This window comes from uncultured Zoogloea sp., assembly GCF_937894855.1.
GTDB lineage: Bacteria > Pseudomonadota > Gammaproteobacteria > Burkholderiales > Rhodocyclaceae > Zoogloea > Zoogloea oryzae.
On sequence record NZ_CALAYQ010000049.1, the window covers coordinates 17,664 to 35,249 of the forward strand.

Sequence of the window (17,586 nt, forward strand, 5' to 3'; positions counted from 1 at the left end):
ACTGACTCACAAGATCACTCAGCCCAACAGGCAGACAACTGACATTCACGAAGTTTAACCGTTTATCTCTTTAGTAATAAAGGCGACGTTTCGCTTTCAGACTATCGGTGTGACTTTTTCATCGATCAATTCAATCCAATGTCGTATGGGCAGCGAGACCGCTGTTGCCAGGTGCTCGATGCAGCCGACATTGGCGGAAACGATGCAGTCGGCACCGTATTCTTGCAAGGCTGACACCTTCCCGTCACGCAGTTCACTGGCCAATTTGGGTTGCAGCAGCGAATACGTGCCCGCCGAACCGCAGCACAAATGAGAATCCCGCACCGGGACGAGCTCAAAGCCTGCTGCGGAAAGCAGGCTTTCGACCACCCCGCGGACCTTCAAACCGTGTTGCAAACTGCATGGCGCATGAAAAGCCAGCCGGCCGGCCTTGCCCTGCGTCCGGGATGACTCGAGCAAGGATGTCAGCGTCTTCATCTCGGCGGCGAGCACCTCGGCGACGTCACGGCTCATCGCGGCCACCTTCTCGGCCCTGGCGGCATAGGCCGGATCGTGCCGGAGCAGGTATCCGTACTCCTTCACCTGCACGCCGCAGCCCGACGCGGTGACGACGATCGCCTCGACCTGACCGGACTCGATGGCCGGCCACCAGGCGTCGATGTTTCGCCGCGCCTCGTCGCGCCCGCCGGCCTGATCGTGGAGGTGATAGCGGACGGCGCCGCAACATCCCGCGCTCTTTGCCTCGACCAGCGAAATCCCCAGCCGGTCGAGCACCCGGGCGGTGGCTGCGTTGATCACCGGGCGCATGGACGGCTGGACGCAACCCGCCAGCGCAATCATCCGCCGGACGTGACGCGGCGCCGGCCACGGCCCGGCAGCTTCGGCCGCCGGCACCTTCTCGGCGATCACCCGCGGCAGCAGCGGCTTGAACATCCGCCCAAGCCCCAGCGCCGAGCCGAACAGGCCGGTGTTTGGCACAAACTCCCGCAGCGCGGCGCGCTTCAGCTTGTCGGCACCGGTCCGCGGCACCTGCTGTTCGACGATGTGGCGGCCGATGTCGGCCAGCCGGCCGTACTGCACGCCAGAGGGGCAGGTCGTCTCGCAGGAGCGGCAGGTAAGGCAGCGATCCAGATGCAGGCGGGTCTTCTCGGTGGCGCGCTCGCCTTCGAGCACCTGCTTGATGAGGTAGATGCGCCCCCGCGGGCCATCCAGTTCGTCGCCCAGCAGTTGGTAAGTCGGGCAGGTGGCGGTGCAGAACCCGCAATGCACGCACTTGCGCAGAATCTCCTCGGCCTCGCGGCCTTCGGGCGTGTCGCGGATGAAATCGGCGAGATGGGTCTGCATCGCTCAGAACTCCGGATAAAGGCGACCGGGGTTGAAGATCCCTGCCGGGTCGAAGGCCTGCTTGAGATTGCGCTGCAGGGCCTGCATCGGCGCGGGCAGCGGATGGAAGACATCGCTGCATCCCGCGCCGCCGCGAAACAGCGTGGAATGGCCGCCGAGGGCTGCCGCGCGGGCGCGGATTTCCGCTACCGGCGCATCCGAGCGCAACCAGCGCTGGGCACCGCCCCACTCCACCAGCTGCTCTCCGGGCAACGCCACGGCCAGCGCGTCGCTGGGCACCGAGAGCCGCCACAGGGGCAGTGTGCCGGCAAAAAAGTCATCCCGATGATCCCGCAGGCCGCGCCAAAGCACCGCCGCAGCGGCGTCCGCCAGCCGCTCGCCGCCAAGGCGTGCGATCGCCGCATCCACCGCTGCACCGGCGCCGGAGAGCCGCAGATGGAGCACACCACCCCGCCAGACGCTGGCCGACACCGGCAGCGGCTGGCCGGCCCACACGTTGAGCTGGTGTAGTGCCGCGGCTTCGTCCATCTCAAAGCGCAAGGTCGCCTCGGCCACCGGCCGGGGCAGCACCTTCAGCGTCACCTCGGCGATCAACCCAAGGGTGCCAAGGCTGCCCGCCAGGAAGCGCGAGACGTCGTAGCCCGCCACGTTCTTCATCACCTCACCACCAAAGCGCAGCACGTCGCCGCGCCCGTCGATGAGGGTGGCGCCGAGCACGAAATCCCGCACGCCGCCCACGGCAGCCCGCCGCGGCCCGGCAAGGCCCGCCGCCACGCAGCCGCCCACGGTGCCGCCGTCGGCAAAATGCGGCGGCTCGAAGGCCAGCATCTGGTTCTCGGCCGCCAGTGCGGCTTCCAGATCGGCCAGCGGCGTGCCTGCGCGGACGCTCACCACCAATTCGCTCGGCGCGTAATTGACGATGCCCCGGTGCGCACCGGTGAGAATGGGCTCGCCCACCTCCGGCCCGCCGTAAAACGCCTTGGTGCCGCCGCCGCGGATGCACAGGGGCTGGCGGTTCGCCGCCGCCGCGCGGATGCGCTCACTCCACGCCTGAATCAGCTCGCTCACGCTTGCCTTCCTCCTTGTTGCGCCGCTCGGCCAGCCGGCCCGCGGTGCGCAGCCCCATCCAGGTGCCGATCAGCGACAGCACCGGAACGGCGACGAACAGAAACTGCAGCCATCCTTCGGAAATCGTTTCCATCAGAAGCGCGGCAGATCGGGATGAGTCTGAGCCACATTCGCGCCCATCCGCTCACGGCCATATTCGGCGCAGCGGTTGAGGGTCGGGATGGCCTTGCCCGGGTTGAGCAGCCCCTGCGGATCGAACGCCGCCTTCACGCGGTGGAAGGCGTTGATCGTCGGGGTGGCGAACTGGCTGCACATCTGGTTGATCTTCTCGATGCCCACGCCGTGCTCGCCGGTGATCGTGCCGCCCAGCGCCACGGAGAGTTCCAGAATCTCCGCCCCGAAGGCTTCGGCGGTGTGCTGGTCGCCGGGCTTGTTGGCGTCGAAGAGGATCAGCGGGTGCAGGTTGCCGTCGCCCGCATGAAACACATTGATGCAGCGCATCGAATACTTTTTTTCCATCTGCTGGATGGCCTTCAGCATCTCGCCCAGGCGCTTGCGGGGGATGGTGCCGTCCATGCAGTAATAGTCCGGCGAGATCCGTCCCGCCGCCGGAAACGCCGCCTTGCGACCGGCCCAGAAGCGCAGCCGCTCGCCCTCGTCTCGGGACACGCGAAGCTCGGTGGCGCCACTCGCTTCAAGGATCGCACGCACCCGGGCGATCTCTTCGGCGACTTCCTCCGGCGTGCCGTCGGATTCGCACAGCAGGATCGCCTCGGCATCCAGCGGATAGCCTGCATGCACGAACTCCTCGACGGCCGCCGTGGCCGGCTGGTCCATCATCTCCAGCCCGGCCGGGATGATGCCCGCAGCGATCACCGCCGCCACCGCTTCGCCGGCCTTCACCACGTCGTCGAAGGCGGCCAGCACGCACTGAGCGAGCTGCGGCTTGGGGGTGAGCTTGACGGTCACCTCCGTCACCACCGCCAGCATGCCCTCTGAGCCAGTGACCAGCGGCAGCAGATCGTAGCCCGGCGTATCCAGCGCGAGGCTGCCAAACTCGACGATCTCACCGGCGATGGTCACGCCGCGCACCTTGAGCAGGTTGTGGATCGTCAGCCCGTACTTGAGGCAATGCACGCCGCCCGAGTTCTCGGCCACGTTGCCGCCGATAGTGCAGGCGATCTGCGACGACGGATCGGGCGCGTAATAAAGGCCGAAGGGCGCCGCCGCTTCCGAGATCGCCAGGTTGCGCACGCCCGGCTGCACCACTGCCCGGCGGGCGTGAGCATCGATCCGGATGATCTTCTTGAATCGCGCCAGCGACAGCACCAACCCGAACTTGTGCGGCTGCGCACCACCCGAAAGCCCCGTGCCCGCGCCCCGCGCCACCACCGGCACGCCCAGGGCGGCGCAGATCTTCAGGATCTCCACCACCTGCGTCTCGGTTTCGGGCAGCGCCACCACCATCGGCACCTGACGCAGCGCCGACATGCCGTCGCATTCGTAGGGCCGCAGGTCTTCCAGATCGTGGAGCAGGCTGGCTGCGGGCAGCACGCGCGACAGCGATGAGACCAGCCGCGCCTTGTCCACCGTTGAAAAGTCGCGCTCGGCGACGCTGAAATCGGGTAGATCGGCCGGCTCGCCCATCAGGTCTCCTCCTCGTTGTTCGGTCCGCTCACGCGGGGCGACAGCGTCACGCCCAGGCGCCCCGCGGCGCTGACGATGTGCCTTTCGGCCGCCGCCCGGGCCGCGACGGGATCGCCCGCCGCGATGGCCTCGAACAGCGCCCGGTGTTCGTTCTGGGATGCCTGCGCCAGCCCCCCATCCCGGCCGTCGCGGCTCCAGGTGGGCTGGCGGGAGCCGGAGAACTCCTGGCTCACGAATTCGATGAAACGATGGATCAGCGGGTTGCCGCTTGCCGCCGCCACGGCGCAGTGAAAGGCGTCGTCGGCGCCGGCCCCGTCGCCCGAGTCCGCCACGCTCTCCATGGCCGCGTCCATCGCGGCCAGCGCCTCGCCAATCTGCGTGAGGCTTTGCGGGGTATGCCGCACGGCGGCCCGCTCGGCCGCGGCCGCTTCAACGATCAGGCGCAGCTCGAACACATCCCGGGCGTCGTGGGCGCTTGCCGGCAAGCCGGCGTTCATCCGGAAGGCCGCCGCACCAGGGCGCGTGGCAACAAACACCCCCGAACCCTGACGGCTCTCCACCAGCCCCTCGGCCTTCAGCCGTGCCACCGCCTCGCGCACCACGGCCCGGCTCACCGCAAACTGGGCACCCAGCTGGGCTTCCGTCGGCAAGCGTTCGCCTGGCGTCAGCGCCCCACTGCGGATGCGCTTTTCCAGCGCCGATCCGACGGCATCGGATAGGCGCTGGGGGCGGTTGATCTGATGGAAGCGGGTCGCGGCCATTGGTCAACTTGTCTGACAAGTTCGACGCAGTCTAAGAGAGCCAGGACGCCCCTGTAAAGGGGCGCGGGCCGTGTCGATCAACGCAGGGCTGGCGGCATCAAAAAACCACCCAGCGCGGGCTCAAGCCGTGCCGCCGCAGCCAGCAACGCGTCATCACCCCAGCGCCGGCCGACCAGCTGCACACCCACCGGAAGCCCGTCCTCGACACCCGCCGGAAGCGCCACTACCGGGCTGCCGCTGAGGGAGAACGGCACCGTCAGCCCGATGGTCGCCTCCAGGTAGGGCAGCCGCTGGCCCGCCACCGTAAGCCGGGGCGGCCGGTCGAAAGGCCCGAGGGGCTGGCCGGGATAGGCAACGGTGCTCACCACCGGGCACAGCAGCGCATCCACATCGGCCAGTTCGGCCTCCAGTTGCCGGATCCATTGCTCCCGTCGATCAAGCGCCCGGTTGTACGCCCGCATGTCGAAGCGCAAGCCGCGGGCGATCGCGCGCATCAACTGTTCCGAAGGGGGCAGCAGGTGCCGCAGCATCAGAAACGCGTGCCGCTGCCAGCCCGGCATGCCCAGCCCGATCTCCACGCCAGCGATGAGCCCGAAAACCTCTCGCAGTTCCGCCGGTTCGATTCCCGCCACGGGGCCGCGACGAAGCACATGGCCGGCGGCAGACAGTTTCTCCGGCAGCCGCGCGAACACCGCCCGGGTCCGCTCGCACAGGGGCAGCCCCCAGTCGTCCCGCAGCAACAGACGCAGCGGACGGCCATCATCGCGGAGCGACGCTCCGGCCACCGGAAGCGCCGGCACTTCGCTGTCGATCCCATCGGGCCCGGCCATCACCGCAAGGCCAAGCTGAAGATCGGCCACCGAGCGCCCCAGCGCGCCAAACGACAACATCCGCCGCACGCTGCGCACGCCGCCCAGATGTTCCGGCAGGTGCGGGATGTGGCCGGTGCGTGGAATGCGGTTCTCGGTGGCCTTGAAACCGGTCACGCCGCAGTAGGCCGCCGGAATCCGGATCGACCCGGCCAGATCGCTGCCGGCCTCCAGCAGCGAGAAGCCCGCGGCCACGGCGACTGCCGCGCCGCCCGAGCTGCCGCCCGGCGTCAGGGCCGGATTCCAGGGATTGCGCGTCAGCCCGAAGAGCGGGCTCCAGCAATGGGGCGCGCCGGCCAGCTCCGGCAGATTGCTCTTGCCGACGATCACCGCCCCGGCCGCCCGCAGGCGAGCCACCACGGTCGCGTCCCGGTCCGGCACGTAATCCTTGAGCGGCTTGAAGCTCGCCGTCGTCCGCAGGCCACGCGTCTCGAACGCGTCCTTGATCGACACTGGCACACCCAGCAGCGGCGGCAGATTCCCACCCGCGGCGCGCTTCCGATCGGCGGCCTTCGCGGCGGCCCGCGCGCCAGCCTCATCGAGGGTCACCAGCGCGTTGAGGCTGGGATTGAAGCGGGCAACCCGCGCCAGACAGGCATCCAGCAAGGTTTCGGCCGACAGGCGCCCTTCACGGATGTCACGGGCGGCCTCTGACGCGGTGAGCGTATCGAGCTGGATCTCGGACATCACGCCCCCTCGCTGGCAGACGCGACAGGACAATCAGGCAAAGACGGCAGGCGTGATCGAGTCATGGCGTGGGCAGGCTGAGTGGATGGAAGACGTCAGCCTGCCCGCGCGCCGCCCGGCAGTATTGAACCCAGACGACACGCCAGCCCGAGGAATCAGAAACCGGAAGGCCCGAAATGCCGTGCCCGCATCAGCGGATCGATGCGATAGGGCCAGAACGCCGGATCGTCGCCCGCCACGCCCGCCAGCAGGCCGGCGGGCGAATGTCCCGTGAAACGACGCACGTCCCGACACAGATGGGCCTGATCCGCGTATCCCGCGGCCGCGGCGATCGCCGCCCAGCCGTCGGCTGGACTCGTCGCCGCACCCAGTGCCTGCAGCAGGCGGCTGCAGCGCAATTGCTGGCGATAACTCCGCAGCGGCTGGCCATAACTTTCCCGAAAGCGCCGTTCGAACTGCCGCTGACCAAGGCCGAACTGCGCCGCCAGCGCCGCGCCGGGAAGGGACAGCAGCGACAGCGGCACCCACAGGTCGGACTGCCCTGCAGTGTCGCGTCGCAGCGCTTCCAGCAGCACCCACAACCGGGAGAGCGAGTCCTCCATCGCGGCCGCCAAGCCGTCGACAAACCCCGCCAACAGCCCCCGGACTGTGCCATCCGTCACCTCAGCCAGGTCGACCGCCTCTTCCATCAGCGCCCCCGCCGGCACGCCGAACAGCGCGCCCACCCCGCCGGGCAGGAGCGACAGGGTGACGATCCGGGTGCCCGCCTCGGCCCGGGCGTCGCGGGGGCCGCGCGTCCCGCCACACAACGCTAACCGAGGAAGCGGCACCTCCGCGCCATCGCGCAGCACCACGATGCCACCCCGCACGATGACCAGCAGCACCGGATGCAGCGCAGCCGGCAGGATGTAACGACCGCCGGGCAGATGCGTGACCAACGCGCTGCGCACGCAGTCGGCAAGCCCCGGCGACGGAAGATGGATCCCGTCCGGCAGCATCCTTCCGCCGCTCAGACCATCCACTCGAAGGAATCCTCGGTCGGCCCGGTTGGCACGTATTCGCAGCCGATCCAGCCTCCGTATCCGATGGCCTTGAGGTGCCGGAACAGGAAGGGGAAATTGATCTCGCCGGTGCCCGGCTGATGGCGGCCGGGGTTGTCTGCCAGCTGGATGTGGCCGATACGCGGCAGCGCCGATTCGAGCGTGCGGGCCAGGTCGCCCTCCATCACCTGGGCGTGGTAGATGTCGTACTGGAGACCCAGGTTCGGCCGATCGGCCGCGTCGAGCACGGCCAGCGCCGGCGCGGTGCGGTCGACCAGGAAGCCCGGCATGTCGCGGGTGTTGAGGGGTTCCATCAGCACCAGCCGCTCGGCGGGCGCGAAGGCGTCGGCGGCATGGCGCAGGTTATCCACCAGCGTGGCGGTGAGCAGCGCCTCGTCCACACCATCGGGGCGCCGCCCGGCAAGGCAATTGACGCGTGGGCAGGCCAGCGCCTCGGCGTAGCGAGCCGCCAGCTCGACGCCCTCGCGAAACTCGGCGACCCGATCCGGCAGACAGGCGATGCCCCGCTCGCCCGCGGCCCAGTCGCCAGCCGGAAAGTTGAACAGGACCACCTCGACCGCCGCCCGGTGCGCCGCATCGACGACCTCATCCACGGGGAAGGCGTAGGGAAAGTGAAACTCGACCGCCTTGAAACCATTGGCCGCCGCCGCGGCAAAACGATCAAGGAAAGGCCGGTCGAGGAACAGGAAAGACAGGTTGGCAGAGAAGCGCAGCATCGGAAAACCTCCTGGATCAGCGTCCAAACAGGGGAAATACCAGCCCGGAGCGGCCCAAAACGACCACATCACGAAAAGCCGGCCATTCGTTGGGTTATCATGCGCGACTCGAACCCGATAATCCAAGCCCCACCAATGATCCGCAAACTGCTGCGCCGGGTTTTCCGCCGCGCCGCACCCGCCAACGCCCTTCCCGATCCTGCCGTGATTCCCGTCAGCCGCCATGGCGTCCGCCGGGAGCAGATTTCCCCCGCCGCCAACAAGGTCTGCACGGTGCTGCAGGAAGCCGGCCACAAGGCCTACGTCGTCGGCGGCGCGGTGCGCGACATCATCGTCGGCCAGACCCCGAAGGATTTCGACGTGGCCACCAGCGCCACGCCCGAAGAAGTCCGCGCCCTGTTCCGCCGCTCGCGGATCATCGGCCGCCGCTTCAAGATCGTCCACGTGATGAGCGGCCCGGAGACCATCGAAGTCTCCACCTTCCGCGCCATGCAGGACGCGGAATCCACCGAAACCGACGAGCACGGCCGGGTGCTGCGCGACAACGTCTTTGGCAGCATGGCCGAAGACGCCACCCGCCGCGATTTCACCGTCAACGCGCTGTACTACAACCCGTCCGACGAAACCGTCATCGACTACCACCACGGCGTGGCCGATCTCCAGCAAAAAACGCTGCGCATGATCGGCGACCCGCGCGTGCGCTACCGTGAAGACCCGGTGCGCATGCTCCGCGCCGCCCGCCTGGGCGCCAAGCTGGGCCTGACCATCGACCCCGCCGCCCGCGCCCCGATCCGCGAGATGGCCGAGCTCCTCGAAAACGTGCCGCCGGCGCGTCTCTTCGACGAGATGCTCAAGCTGCTGATGTCCGGCCACGCGGTCAAGTGCCTGCGCCAGTTGCGCGAGGAAGGCCTGCACCACGGCCTGCTGCCGCTGCTCGATGTGATCCTCGAACAGCCGCTGGGCGAACGCTTCGTGTGGCTGTCGCTCGAAAACACCGACGATCGCGTCCGCCAGGGCAAGCCGGTATCGCCCGGCTTCCTGTTCGCCACCCTGCTGTGGCACGAGGTGCTGGCCGACTGGGAAGCCCGCAAGGCCGACGGCGCCCATTCGCAGCCCGCGCTCTTCGATGCGATGGACGCGGTGCTCGACAAGCAGTCGGGCAAGCTCGCCATCACCCGCCGCATCGCCGGCGACATCAAGGAGATCTGGGCCCTCCAGCCGCGCTTCGAAAAACGCGCCGGCAAGACGCCCTACCGCCTGCTCGAGCAACCGCGTTATCGCGCTGGCTGGGATTTCCTGCGCCTGCGCGCCCAGTCCGGCGAGATTCCGATGGAGCTTCCCGACTGGTGGGACGCCTTCGCCGACGCCAACCCGGATTCCCGCGAGTCCATGCTCGTCCCCGACAAGGCCGGCACCGCCAAGAAACGCCGTCGTCGTCGCAAGCCCTCGGGCGCAGGCAGCAATCCGCCGGCCGACGCATGAGCAGCGCAGTGCCTGCGCGCACCCGCGCCTACGTGGCGCTGGGCGCCAACATCGGCGAGCCGGTCCGCCATCTGCGGGCCGCCGTCGTCGACCTCAACACCCTGCCGGGCACCACCGTCGTCGCCCGCTCGTCCCTGTATCGCAGCGCGCCGGTCGGGCTGCTGGATCAGCCTGATTTCATCAACGCGGTGGTGTCCGTCGACACCACCCTGGCGCCGCTCGAACTGCTCCACGCCCTCCTCGCCATCGAAGCCCGTCACGGCCGCGTGCGCAGCGTGCCCAATGCCCCGCGCACGCTGGATCTCGATCTGCTGCTCCACGGCGATACGACGATGACCAGCCCGGAGCTCACCCTGCCCCACCCGCGCATGCACGAACGCGCCTTCGTGCTGCTGCCCCTCGTCGAGATCGCCCCGGACGTCGTCCTCCCCGGCCTCGGCCTGGCGCACGGTTTCCTCCCCGCGGTGGCCAGCCAGGAAATCGCCCGCAGCGAGCCGATGTAATGCCGATCTGGGCCCAGACCAGCCTGCTGCTGGCCGCCTCGAATGTCTTCATGACCTTCGCGTGGTACGGCCACCTGAAGAACCTCGCCACCTATCCGTGGTACATCGCGGCTTTCGTCAGCTGGGGTATCGCGCTGTTCGAGTACCTCCTGCAGGTGCCGGCCAACCGCATCGGCGCCCAGGAGCTCAACCTCGCTCAGCTGAAGATCATGCAGGAGGTGATCACCCTCACGGTGTTCGTCCCCTTCGCCGTTTTCTACATGCAGCAACCCCTCAAGCTTGACTATCTGTGGGCGGCCCTGTGTATCCTAGGCGCCGTGTACTTCATCTTCCGCGCCTGAAAGGCGGAGACACCCCATGCTCGAAAAAGCGCGCTACATCGTCGTCGAAGGCCCCATCGGTGCTGGCAAGACGACTCTCGCGAAGCGTCTCGCTGCGCGCATCAACGCCGATCTGCTGCTCGAAAACCCGGCAGCCAATCCGTTTCTCGGCCGCTTCTACCAGAACATGGAACGCTGGGGCCTGCCCACCCAGATCGCCTTCCTGTTCCAGCGCAGCGAACAGCTCGCCGCCTTCGATCACGCCCACGATCCCTTCCGGCGCATCGTCTCCGATTTCCTGATCGACAAGGACCCGCTCTTCGCCGAGCTCAACCTCGCTGAAGACGAGCTCCAGCTCTACCGCCAGCTCTACGACCGCCTGAAGCCCAGCGTGCGCAAACCCGATCTGGTGATCTACCTGCAGGCCCAGCCCGACATCCTGATCGACCGGGTGCGCCGCCGCGGCGTCGAATCCGAGCGCAAGATCAGCGAAGCCTACCTGCAGCGGGTGGCCGAGCGCTACGCCACGTTCTTCCACCATTACGATGCGGCGCCGCTGTTCATCGTCAATGCCGAATCCCTTAATCCCGTCGACAAGGACGAGGATTTCGAGCTGCTGTATTCCCGCCTGCTGGCCATGCGCAGCTACCGGGAATTCTTCGGCTACGCCGGCTGACACCCCGACGCCACCACCCGCCATCTCCCGACCTTTCGCACCCGACGCCCGCTTGTGCCCTGCACAAGTTTGGGGTTAACTGCCGCCGCGAGGAGGAACCGTCATGAGCTACCTGCAGGACAACACCAAACCCGTCACCCTTTTCGAGCTCGGCAAGATGCGCGCCGAAGGCCGCAAGATCGTCATGCTCACCGGCTACGACGCCAGCTTTGCCGCGCTGCTCGAACGCTGCGGCGTCGATGTGATCCTGGTGGGTGATTCCCTGGGCAACGTGCTGCAGGGCCAGAAGACCACCCTGCCGGTCACCGTCGAGCAGATGGCCTATCACACCGAATGCGTCTGCCGCGGCGCCAACCGCGCCTTCGTCGTCACCGACATGCCCTTCGGCAGCTACGCCGAAAGCCCCGAGCAGGCCATGCGCAACGCCGTCCGCCTGATGGCTGCCGGCGCCCAGATGGTCAAGCTCGAAGGCGGCGCCTTCATGGCCGAGACGGTGCGCTTCCTCGTCGAGCGCGGCGTGCCGGTGTGCGCCCACATCGGCCTCACCCCCCAGTCGGTGCATCAGCTGGGCGGCTACCGGGTCCAGGGCAAGAGCGACGCCGGCGCCGCCGTGCTGAAGGCCGACGCCCTCGCCCTCGAGCAGGCCGGCGCGGCCCTCGTCGTGATGGAGATGGTGCCCTCGCAGCTCGCCGCTGACATCACCAACAGCCTCAACACCATGGCGACCATCGGCATCGGCGCCGGCGTGGATTGCCACGGCCAGGTGCTGGTGCTGCATGATCTCATCGGCGTCTTCCCCGGCAAGCGCCCGCGCTTCGCCAAGAACTTCATGGAAGGCGCGTCGAGCATCGACGAAGCCGTCACCCGCTATGTGACCGACGTGCGCGAGTCCCGCTTCCCCGGCCCCGAACACAGCTACTGATCCCGCCATGCAGATCCACCCGACCATCTCCGGCCTGCGCGCCGCCCTTGCCGCCAACCCGACCGCCCGCGTCGCCTTCGTGCCCACCATGGGCAACCTCCACGACGGCCACATCGCGCTGATGCGCCAGGCGCGCGAACACGCCGACATCGTGGTGGCGAGCATCTTCGTGAACCGCCTGCAGTTCGGCCCCAACGAAGACTTCGACAAGTACCCGCGCACCTTCCAGAACGACTGCGCGCGCCTCACCGAAGCCGGCGTCGACCACCTCTTCGCGCCCGACGAGAAGGAGATGTACCCCGAACCCCAGCGCTACCACGTCGAACCCAACCCGGCCCACACCGACATCCTCGACGGCGCCGCCCGGCCCGGCCACTTCCGCGGCATGGCCACGGTGGTGCTCAAGCTGTTCAACATCGTCCGCCCCCACGTGGCGCTGTTCGGCAAGAAGGATTACCAGCAGCTGATGATCATCACCAACATGGTCCGGGAGTTCGCCCTGCCCATCGAGATCATCCGCGGCGAAACCAGCCGCGCCGACGACGGCCTCGCGCTCTCGTCCCGCAACGGCTACCTGACGCCCGAGCAGCGTGCCGAAGCGCCGCGCCTGCAGCGCCAGCTCAAGTGGATCCGCGAGCGCATCACCGCCGGCGAGCACGACTTCCTGCGCCTCGAAACCGAGGCCGTGGCCGAGCTCGCCGCCCACGGCTGGCAGCCCGACTACATCTCGATCCGCCGCCGCAGCGACCTGCACCCGCCCAAGGACGCAGCCGACGGCCCGCTGGTCGTGCTGGGTGCAGCCAAGCTCGGCGCCACCCGGCTCATCGACAACCTCGAAATCTGACCCCTGCGCCGGCGGCACGCACCGCCGGCCGCCCGCCCGACCATGCACATCCCGGGACACGCCGACTTTGGAGCCCGCATGCCAGACGGGCTGACCCGCACTGCACGCGTGCTGTTCTGGCTGGCGCTGGTGGCGATCGTCGGGCTCAACCTGTTCAACGTCGGCCAGCCGATCCTCGAACAGCACGGTTTCCGCCAGACCCAGACCGCCCTCACCGCCCATTACCTGCAGCTCGAGGGCTTCTCGCTGCGCTACCCAACGCCGGTGGTCGGCGAGCCCTGGTCGATCCCCTTCGAGTTCCCGATCTACCAGCAGCTCGTCGCCACCGCCGCCAGCACCCTCGGCACGCCGCTCACCGCCACCGGCCGGGTCATCAACCTGATCTTCGTGCTGCTGTGCTGCATCCCGCTGCGCTGCAGCCTGCGCCGGCTACGGATCGATCCGGCCGCCATCGACTTCTCCCTCGCGCTCTTCCTCACCTCACCCATCTACCTCTTCTGGGCCGGCACCTTCATGATCGAAGGCGCGGCCCTGTGCTTCACGCTGGCCTTCCTGTACTACGCGCTCAAGGTTTTCCAGCGCGACGTGAGCAACCGGGATTTCGTCTTCCTCAGCCTCTTTCTTGGCCTCGCGCTGCTCCAGAAGATCACCACCCCCGCGCCCGTGCTGGCCCTCTTCGGCCTCGCCGCCGGCTATCTCGCGCTGATCCGCCGGCAGGCCGCGCCGACCCCCGGCTTCGTGGTCAAGCTGGCGGTGAGCGTGCTGATTCCGGTGATCCTCGGCGTGGCGTGGGTAAAGTTCTCGGATGCAGTGAAGCTCGACAACCCCATCGGCGCACTACTTACCTCGGCCAAGCTCTCCGCCTGGAACTACGGCACCCTTGAACAACGCCTGTCCGGCGACTTCTGGGGCAAGGTGGTGTTCAACCGCAACATCAAGAAGGCCGCCTTCAACGTCATCGGCCTGCTGTTCGTGATCGCCGCATTCTTCGTGGTCCGCGACCGTATCGCCCGGCGGATCATCGCCGCCAGCCTGGCGCTTTTCGTGCTGCCCTTCCTGCTGTTCACCAACCTGCACGCCATCCACAACTACTACCAGACGGCCAACTCGGTGTTCCTGTCGGTGGCGGTTGGCGTGGCGGTCATCCACGTCCTGCGCGAGCGCCGGCTGGGCCGTGGGGCGGCAGGCGTCGGCGTGCTCGTCGCTTTCGTCGTGTCGAACGCCGTGTTCTTCCACAACAACTATTTCGATCTCAAGGCCATGCGCTTCACCGGCGCCGAGCGTACCCTCGCGGTGGCCAGCTACGTCAAGGCCCACACGCCCGCCGACCGGCCGGTGATCTGGTACGGCTTCGACTGGTCCAGCGAAGCTGCCTTTTATTCCGGGCGGCGCTCCCTCACCGTGCCCGACTGGGATCGGCTCGAACTCGACGTGCTCGAAAACCCCGGCCGCTTCCTGCGCAGCGCACCATCGGCCATCGTGCTTTGCCCCACGCCGCGGCACGATGCCGAGCTCGCCCGGGGCATCGCCGAGCGCTACCCGCAGGCCCGGACGGCCGTGGTTGCCGACTGCCGCATCCACCTGCTCTGACCCGACGCCGAAAATGAATCGGGGCCGATCCGCCCAGCGGACCGGCCCCGACTGCTATCCACCCCCGCCTCAGGCTGCGTGATGGAATCGCGCGATCAGCAGCGCCTCGGCGCCGGTTTCCCGCCGCCGGATCTGCCCGAAATTCTCGGCCAGCTCTTCGCACTGGCGGATGTCCTCGATAAGGAAGTGCCGCAGGCGCACGCACAGCGCCAGCTCGCTCACCGCCGGCTCGACCACACAGGCCGTGCGGATCGCATGGACGACTTCCGGATAGACCGGGTCCTTCGCCAGCAGCCCGGCCAGCCGGATGCGCACATGGTGCGCGACAGGCGAGCCCGCAGGCGACCGTTTGAGGGCGTGGATGACCTGCAGCGCACCGCGACGGGCATCCCGGTGATGACCTAGCGCCTGGTCGTTGGCGATGCGGCCGATCGAGACCATCCACTCGGTCGGAATCGATTTATCTGCCCCCGAACGGGAACGCACAAACTGCCAGGCGGCCAGCATCAGCACCAGCAGCCCGGTACACGTGATCAGCGTGGTGTCCATGATGAGCCTCCTACAAATGAGTTCTTACGCTCAAAGGTTAGAAGGCGTCCGAGGCCGCCGTTGCCGATTACTTCACGCTCCCCCGAGGACATCCCAACGGCAAGGGGTGAAAATCACGCGGCTGAGAAATCGGTCACATTCTCATCTACGCATCCGCAGCGCGGATCAGGACTCCCGCAGCGCGCTGACGATGTTCATCCGGGCCGCCCGCGCCGCCGGCATGAAACCACCCACCAGCCCCATCCCCAGGGCGAAGAGCAGCGTCTTGACGGCGATGGGCAAGGTCAGCCTGAAGCTGAAGGCCAGCTCCGAAAACGACTGCCAGTTCATCGTCGAGATGGTGAACACCTGCATCAGCGACGCCGCCGCCAGGCCCGCGAGCCCGCCCAGCAGCGACAGCAGCAGGCTCTCGACCATGAAGGCGAGCAGCACGCTCGATTTGCGAAAGCCCAGCGCGCGCAGCGTGCCAATCTCGCCGGTGCGGCTGGCCACCGCCGCGTACATGGTGATCGCCGCGCCGATCACCGCCCCGATCGAGAAGATCACCGACAGGGTGAGCCCCAGGATGTTGATGAAGTTCGCCAGCATCGCCGACTGGTCGGCGTAGAAGGTTCGCTCCAGCTTGGCTTCGAGAGTCAGCCGCGGGTCGTCCTCCAGCGTCCGCCGGGCATCGGCAAATGCCGACGCATCCGCCAGCCGGAACACCACCGACGAGAACGCATTGCGGCGGAAGGTCTGCAGCAGCTGGTCGGCGTCGCCCCAGATCTCGGAATCGAAACCGCTCTTGCCGGCATCGAACACGCCCACCACCCGCCAGTCGCGCCCACCAAAACGCACCGGATCGCCCAGGCCCAGGCCCCGGAAGCGCGTCGCGATGCTGCTGCCGACGATGATCTCGTTGGAACCCGGCGCAAACATCCGCCCCTCGGCAATCCGCAACTGCGGCCGGAGCAGCGCCCCCGCCGGCCCCACGCCGCGGATGATGACATTGGCCGGCTTCTCCGAATCGCGCTTGGCGAGCGTGATGAGCACCACCGTCTCCTTCGACACCAGCGGCACGCCACCGCCGCCGCGGGCGATCTGCGGCAGGCTCTCGATCAGCGCTGCCTGGCCGCGCTCGATCACGCTCTGGACTTCAGTCTCCGACCCCTTGCGGATCACCACCACGTTGTCCGACTGGCCGGTCTCCACCAGCGTCTCCTTGAGACCCTGATCGAGCATCAGCACCGCCGCAAACACGAACACCACCAGCGCCATGCCGCCGGCCGTCAGCGCCGTGGTGAGCCGCCGCGCCCACAGGTTGCGCAGGCTGTAGGAGAACGGGATCACCTTCATGCCACCGCCCTCAAGCCGTCCACGATCGCCAGTCGGGCGACCCGCCGCATGGGCAGCAGCGCAGCCACCACGCCCACCGTGAGCGCACAGCCGGCCTGGAGCAGCACAGTGGCCTCGGAGACGTTGAAGACGGGAAACAGCGTGCCCATCTTTGCTGCAAAGGCCGTGGCCACCGGAAAGGTCAGCCCGATCCCGATCAGCCCGCCGGCGCCCGCCAGCATCAGGCTCTCGCCGCAGATCATCGCCGCCACGAAGCCCGGCGAGAACCCCAGCGCCTTCAGGGTGGCGTACTCGGCGGTGCGCTCCCGGGCGGTCATCGCCATGGTGTTGGCCATCACCGCCATGATGATGAAGATCACCAGATACGACACGATGCGGATCGCCACCACGATGGCCTCGGTCATCGCCACAAAACCCAGCTGAAAGGCCTTCTCGGTCTCGGTGAGCGTCTCGGCGCGGGAATTGACGAACTCCGCGTCGATGGCGCGGGACACCGCCGCCACCTGGTCGGCCCCGGTCACTTCGGCGATGAACACCCCCACGTTGTTGGCCCGGCCGGGCATCTTCGCCTTGACCACCTCGTTGAGGTAGGCCCAATGGAGGAACATCTGGGATTGATCGGTGCCCTTCTTCGCGCCGTCGTAGATGCCGCGCACCACGAAATCCCAGTTGCCGGCGTAGATCGTGCCCTTCAGCGTAAGCGTGTCGCCGACCTTGAAACCGTAGGTGTCGGCCAGCTTGCGCCCGACGATGCAGCCCTTGCGATCGCGCAGGAAATCCCGCATCTGCGCCTCGGGCACCACAAACTCCGGGTACAGCCGGAAATAGCTCTCCCCATCCACCGCAAACTGGGCAAAGAAGTTCTTCGGCTCCTTGTAGATGCCACCGAACCAGTTCGCCCAGCTCAGGTCGCGCACACCGTCCACGGCGCGGATGTTGTCCTTGTAGGTGAGCGGCAGCGGAAACACCAGCGAGATCGAGCTGCGGGTGATCAGCCGATTGGCGGCGGCCCCTTCCGCCCCCGCGTACCACGCGTCCACCACCGTGCCGAGCAGGCCGAAGGCGAGGATCGCCACCACCATGCCCAGCACCGTCAGCCCGGAGCGCAGCCGATGCCGCCAGGCGTTGCGGAAGATCAGCCTGAAAAAGCTACCCGACATGCCGGCGGCCTGACATCGGATTGCATGAAAACCCGGACGCCCTATTGCGCTC

The 17,586-nt window shown here is 67.6% G+C and carries 18 protein-coding genes; 7 read left to right on the forward strand and 11 right to left on the reverse strand.

Annotated features, from left to right (window positions below; translation table 11 throughout):
* Positions 1 to 96 precede the first annotated feature (96 nt).
* The 8 genes from glcF to hyi form a co-directional block, all read right to left on the reverse strand.
* Positions 97 to 1,344, reverse strand: a complete 1,248-nt coding sequence (gene glcF / locus Q0672_RS06640) for a glycolate oxidase subunit GlcF (RefSeq protein ID WP_298620963.1) — start codon at positions 1,342 to 1,344, stop codon at positions 97 to 99.
* Between the two features lie 3 nt (positions 1,345 to 1,347).
* Positions 1,348 to 2,412: a glycolate oxidase subunit GlcE gene (glcE, locus tag Q0672_RS06645; RefSeq protein ID WP_298620965.1), complete on the reverse strand. Its 1,065-nt coding sequence runs from the start codon at positions 2,410 to 2,412 to the stop codon at positions 1,348 to 1,350.
* Entirely contained in the window at positions 2,384 to 2,545 is a 162-nt protein-coding gene (locus Q0672_RS06650) for a hypothetical protein (protein WP_153161713.1), read from the reverse strand. The genes glcE and Q0672_RS06650 overlap by 29 nt, the downstream gene beginning before the upstream one ends.
* On the reverse strand, positions 2,545 to 4,059 hold the full coding sequence (locus tag Q0672_RS06655) for an FAD-linked oxidase C-terminal domain-containing protein (protein WP_298620968.1): 1,515 nt from the start codon (positions 4,057 to 4,059) through the stop codon (positions 2,545 to 2,547). The genes Q0672_RS06650 and Q0672_RS06655 overlap by 1 nt, the downstream gene beginning before the upstream one ends.
* Entirely contained in the window at positions 4,059 to 4,820 is a 762-nt protein-coding gene (locus tag Q0672_RS06660; protein WP_298620970.1) for a FadR/GntR family transcriptional regulator, read from the reverse strand. Before Q0672_RS06660 ends, Q0672_RS06655 begins: the two co-directional genes overlap by 1 nt.
* Positions 4,821 to 4,897: 77 nt before the next feature.
* On the reverse strand, positions 4,898 to 6,376 hold the full coding sequence (locus Q0672_RS06665; RefSeq protein WP_298620972.1) for an amidase: 1,479 nt from the start codon (positions 6,374 to 6,376) through the stop codon (positions 4,898 to 4,900).
* Between the two features lie 155 nt (positions 6,377 to 6,531).
* Positions 6,532 to 7,398: a helix-turn-helix domain-containing protein gene (locus Q0672_RS06670; protein ID WP_298620974.1), complete on the reverse strand. Its 867-nt coding sequence runs from the start codon at positions 7,396 to 7,398 to the stop codon at positions 6,532 to 6,534.
* Complete coding sequence (hyi, locus tag Q0672_RS06675) at positions 7,386 to 8,153, reverse strand: hydroxypyruvate isomerase (protein ID WP_298620976.1); 768 nt, start codon at positions 8,151 to 8,153, stop codon at positions 7,386 to 7,388. The genes Q0672_RS06670 and hyi overlap by 13 nt, the downstream gene beginning before the upstream one ends.
* A 135-nt stretch (positions 8,154 to 8,288) precedes the next feature.
* Here hyi and pcnB point away from each other — a divergent pair, with 135 nt between their 5' ends.
* The 7 genes from pcnB to Q0672_RS06710 all read left to right on the forward strand — a co-directional run bounded on the left by pcnB (position 8,289) and on the right by Q0672_RS06710 (position 14,490).
* Positions 8,289 to 9,635, forward strand: coding sequence for a polynucleotide adenylyltransferase PcnB (gene pcnB / locus Q0672_RS06680; RefSeq protein WP_153161719.1), 1,347 nt, complete (start codon positions 8,289 to 8,291; stop codon positions 9,633 to 9,635).
* Positions 9,632 to 10,138 carry a 2-amino-4-hydroxy-6-hydroxymethyldihydropteridine diphosphokinase gene (folK, locus tag Q0672_RS06685; RefSeq protein WP_298620979.1) on the forward strand — a complete coding sequence of 169 codons (507 nt, stop codon included), beginning with the start codon at positions 9,632 to 9,634 and terminating at the stop codon, positions 10,136 to 10,138. The genes pcnB and folK overlap by 4 nt, the downstream gene beginning before the upstream one ends.
* Complete coding sequence (locus tag Q0672_RS06690) at positions 10,138 to 10,479, forward strand: DMT family protein (RefSeq protein WP_153161721.1); 342 nt, start codon at positions 10,138 to 10,140, stop codon at positions 10,477 to 10,479. Before folK ends, Q0672_RS06690 begins: the two co-directional genes overlap by 1 nt.
* 16 nt (positions 10,480 to 10,495) lie before the next feature.
* The gene (locus Q0672_RS06695) at positions 10,496 to 11,134 is read left to right on the forward strand and encodes a deoxynucleoside kinase (RefSeq protein WP_153161722.1); all 639 of its coding nucleotides are present in this window, start codon (positions 10,496 to 10,498) and stop codon (positions 11,132 to 11,134) included.
* Positions 11,135 to 11,237: 103 nt separating this feature from the next.
* Entirely contained in the window at positions 11,238 to 12,056 is an 819-nt protein-coding gene (gene panB / locus Q0672_RS06700) for a 3-methyl-2-oxobutanoate hydroxymethyltransferase (RefSeq protein ID WP_298620982.1), read from the forward strand.
* 7 nt (positions 12,057 to 12,063) lie between these two features.
* Positions 12,064 to 12,900, forward strand: a complete 837-nt coding sequence (gene panC, locus Q0672_RS06705; protein WP_298620984.1) for a pantoate--beta-alanine ligase — start codon at positions 12,064 to 12,066, stop codon at positions 12,898 to 12,900.
* A 78-nt stretch (positions 12,901 to 12,978) separates the two neighbouring features.
* On the forward strand, positions 12,979 to 14,490 hold the full coding sequence (locus Q0672_RS06710) for a hypothetical protein (RefSeq protein ID WP_298620986.1): 1,512 nt from the start codon (positions 12,979 to 12,981) through the stop codon (positions 14,488 to 14,490).
* A 69-nt stretch (positions 14,491 to 14,559) separates the two neighbouring features.
* On the opposite strand, the gene Q0672_RS06715 is transcribed toward Q0672_RS06710, so the two are convergent.
* From Q0672_RS06715 to Q0672_RS06725, 3 genes are all read right to left on the reverse strand, one after another.
* Complete coding sequence (locus Q0672_RS06715; protein ID WP_153161727.1) at positions 14,560 to 15,039, reverse strand: hypothetical protein; 480 nt, start codon at positions 15,037 to 15,039, stop codon at positions 14,560 to 14,562.
* Between the two features lie 165 nt (positions 15,040 to 15,204).
* The gene (locus tag Q0672_RS06720; protein WP_298620988.1) at positions 15,205 to 16,374 is read right to left on the reverse strand and encodes an ABC transporter permease; all 1,170 of its coding nucleotides are present in this window, start codon (positions 16,372 to 16,374) and stop codon (positions 15,205 to 15,207) included.
* Positions 16,371 to 17,534: an FtsX-like permease family protein gene (locus Q0672_RS06725; RefSeq protein WP_298620990.1), complete on the reverse strand. Its 1,164-nt coding sequence runs from the start codon at positions 17,532 to 17,534 to the stop codon at positions 16,371 to 16,373. The genes Q0672_RS06720 and Q0672_RS06725 overlap by 4 nt, the downstream gene beginning before the upstream one ends.
* Positions 17,535 to 17,586: the final 52 nt, after the last annotated feature.

What these genes read in the sequence shown, in the direction of transcription:
- Q0672_RS06665 (WP_298620972.1), bottom strand. Translation starts at nt 6,376, where the DNA reads ATGTCCGAGATCCAGCTCGATACGCTCACCGCGTCAGAGGCCGCCCGT.
- pcnB (WP_153161719.1), top strand. Translation starts at nt 8,289, where the DNA reads ATGATCCGCAAACTGCTGCGCCGGGTTTTCCGCCGCGCCGCACCCGCC.
- panB (WP_298620982.1), top strand. Translation starts at nt 11,238, where the DNA reads ATGAGCTACCTGCAGGACAACACCAAACCCGTCACCCTTTTCGAGCTC.
- Q0672_RS06690 (WP_153161721.1), top strand. Translation starts at nt 10,138, where the DNA reads ATGCCGATCTGGGCCCAGACCAGCCTGCTGCTGGCCGCCTCGAATGTC.
- folK (WP_298620979.1), top strand. Translation starts at nt 9,632, where the DNA reads ATGAGCAGCGCAGTGCCTGCGCGCACCCGCGCCTACGTGGCGCTGGGC.
- Q0672_RS06695 (WP_153161722.1), top strand. Translation starts at nt 10,496, where the DNA reads ATGCTCGAAAAAGCGCGCTACATCGTCGTCGAAGGCCCCATCGGTGCT.
- Q0672_RS06660 (WP_298620970.1), bottom strand. Translation starts at nt 4,820, where the DNA reads ATGGCCGCGACCCGCTTCCATCAGATCAACCGCCCCCAGCGCCTATCC.
- Q0672_RS06720 (WP_298620988.1), bottom strand. Translation starts at nt 16,374, where the DNA reads ATGAAGGTGATCCCGTTCTCCTACAGCCTGCGCAACCTGTGGGCGCGG.
- Q0672_RS06710 (WP_298620986.1), top strand. Translation starts at nt 12,979, where the DNA reads ATGCCAGACGGGCTGACCCGCACTGCACGCGTGCTGTTCTGGCTGGCG.
- Q0672_RS06725 (WP_298620990.1), bottom strand. Translation starts at nt 17,534, where the DNA reads ATGTCGGGTAGCTTTTTCAGGCTGATCTTCCGCAACGCCTGGCGGCAT.
- hyi (WP_298620976.1), bottom strand. Translation starts at nt 8,153, where the DNA reads ATGCTGCGCTTCTCTGCCAACCTGTCTTTCCTGTTCCTCGACCGGCCT.
- glcF (WP_298620963.1), bottom strand. Translation starts at nt 1,344, where the DNA reads ATGCAGACCCATCTCGCCGATTTCATCCGCGACACGCCCGAAGGCCGC.
- Q0672_RS06715 (WP_153161727.1), bottom strand. Translation starts at nt 15,039, where the DNA reads ATGGACACCACGCTGATCACGTGTACCGGGCTGCTGGTGCTGATGCTG.
- panC (WP_298620984.1), top strand. Translation starts at nt 12,064, where the DNA reads ATGCAGATCCACCCGACCATCTCCGGCCTGCGCGCCGCCCTTGCCGCC.
- Q0672_RS06650 (WP_153161713.1), bottom strand. Translation starts at nt 2,545, where the DNA reads ATGGAAACGATTTCCGAAGGATGGCTGCAGTTTCTGTTCGTCGCCGTT.
- Q0672_RS06655 (WP_298620968.1), bottom strand. Translation starts at nt 4,059, where the DNA reads ATGGGCGAGCCGGCCGATCTACCCGATTTCAGCGTCGCCGAGCGCGAC.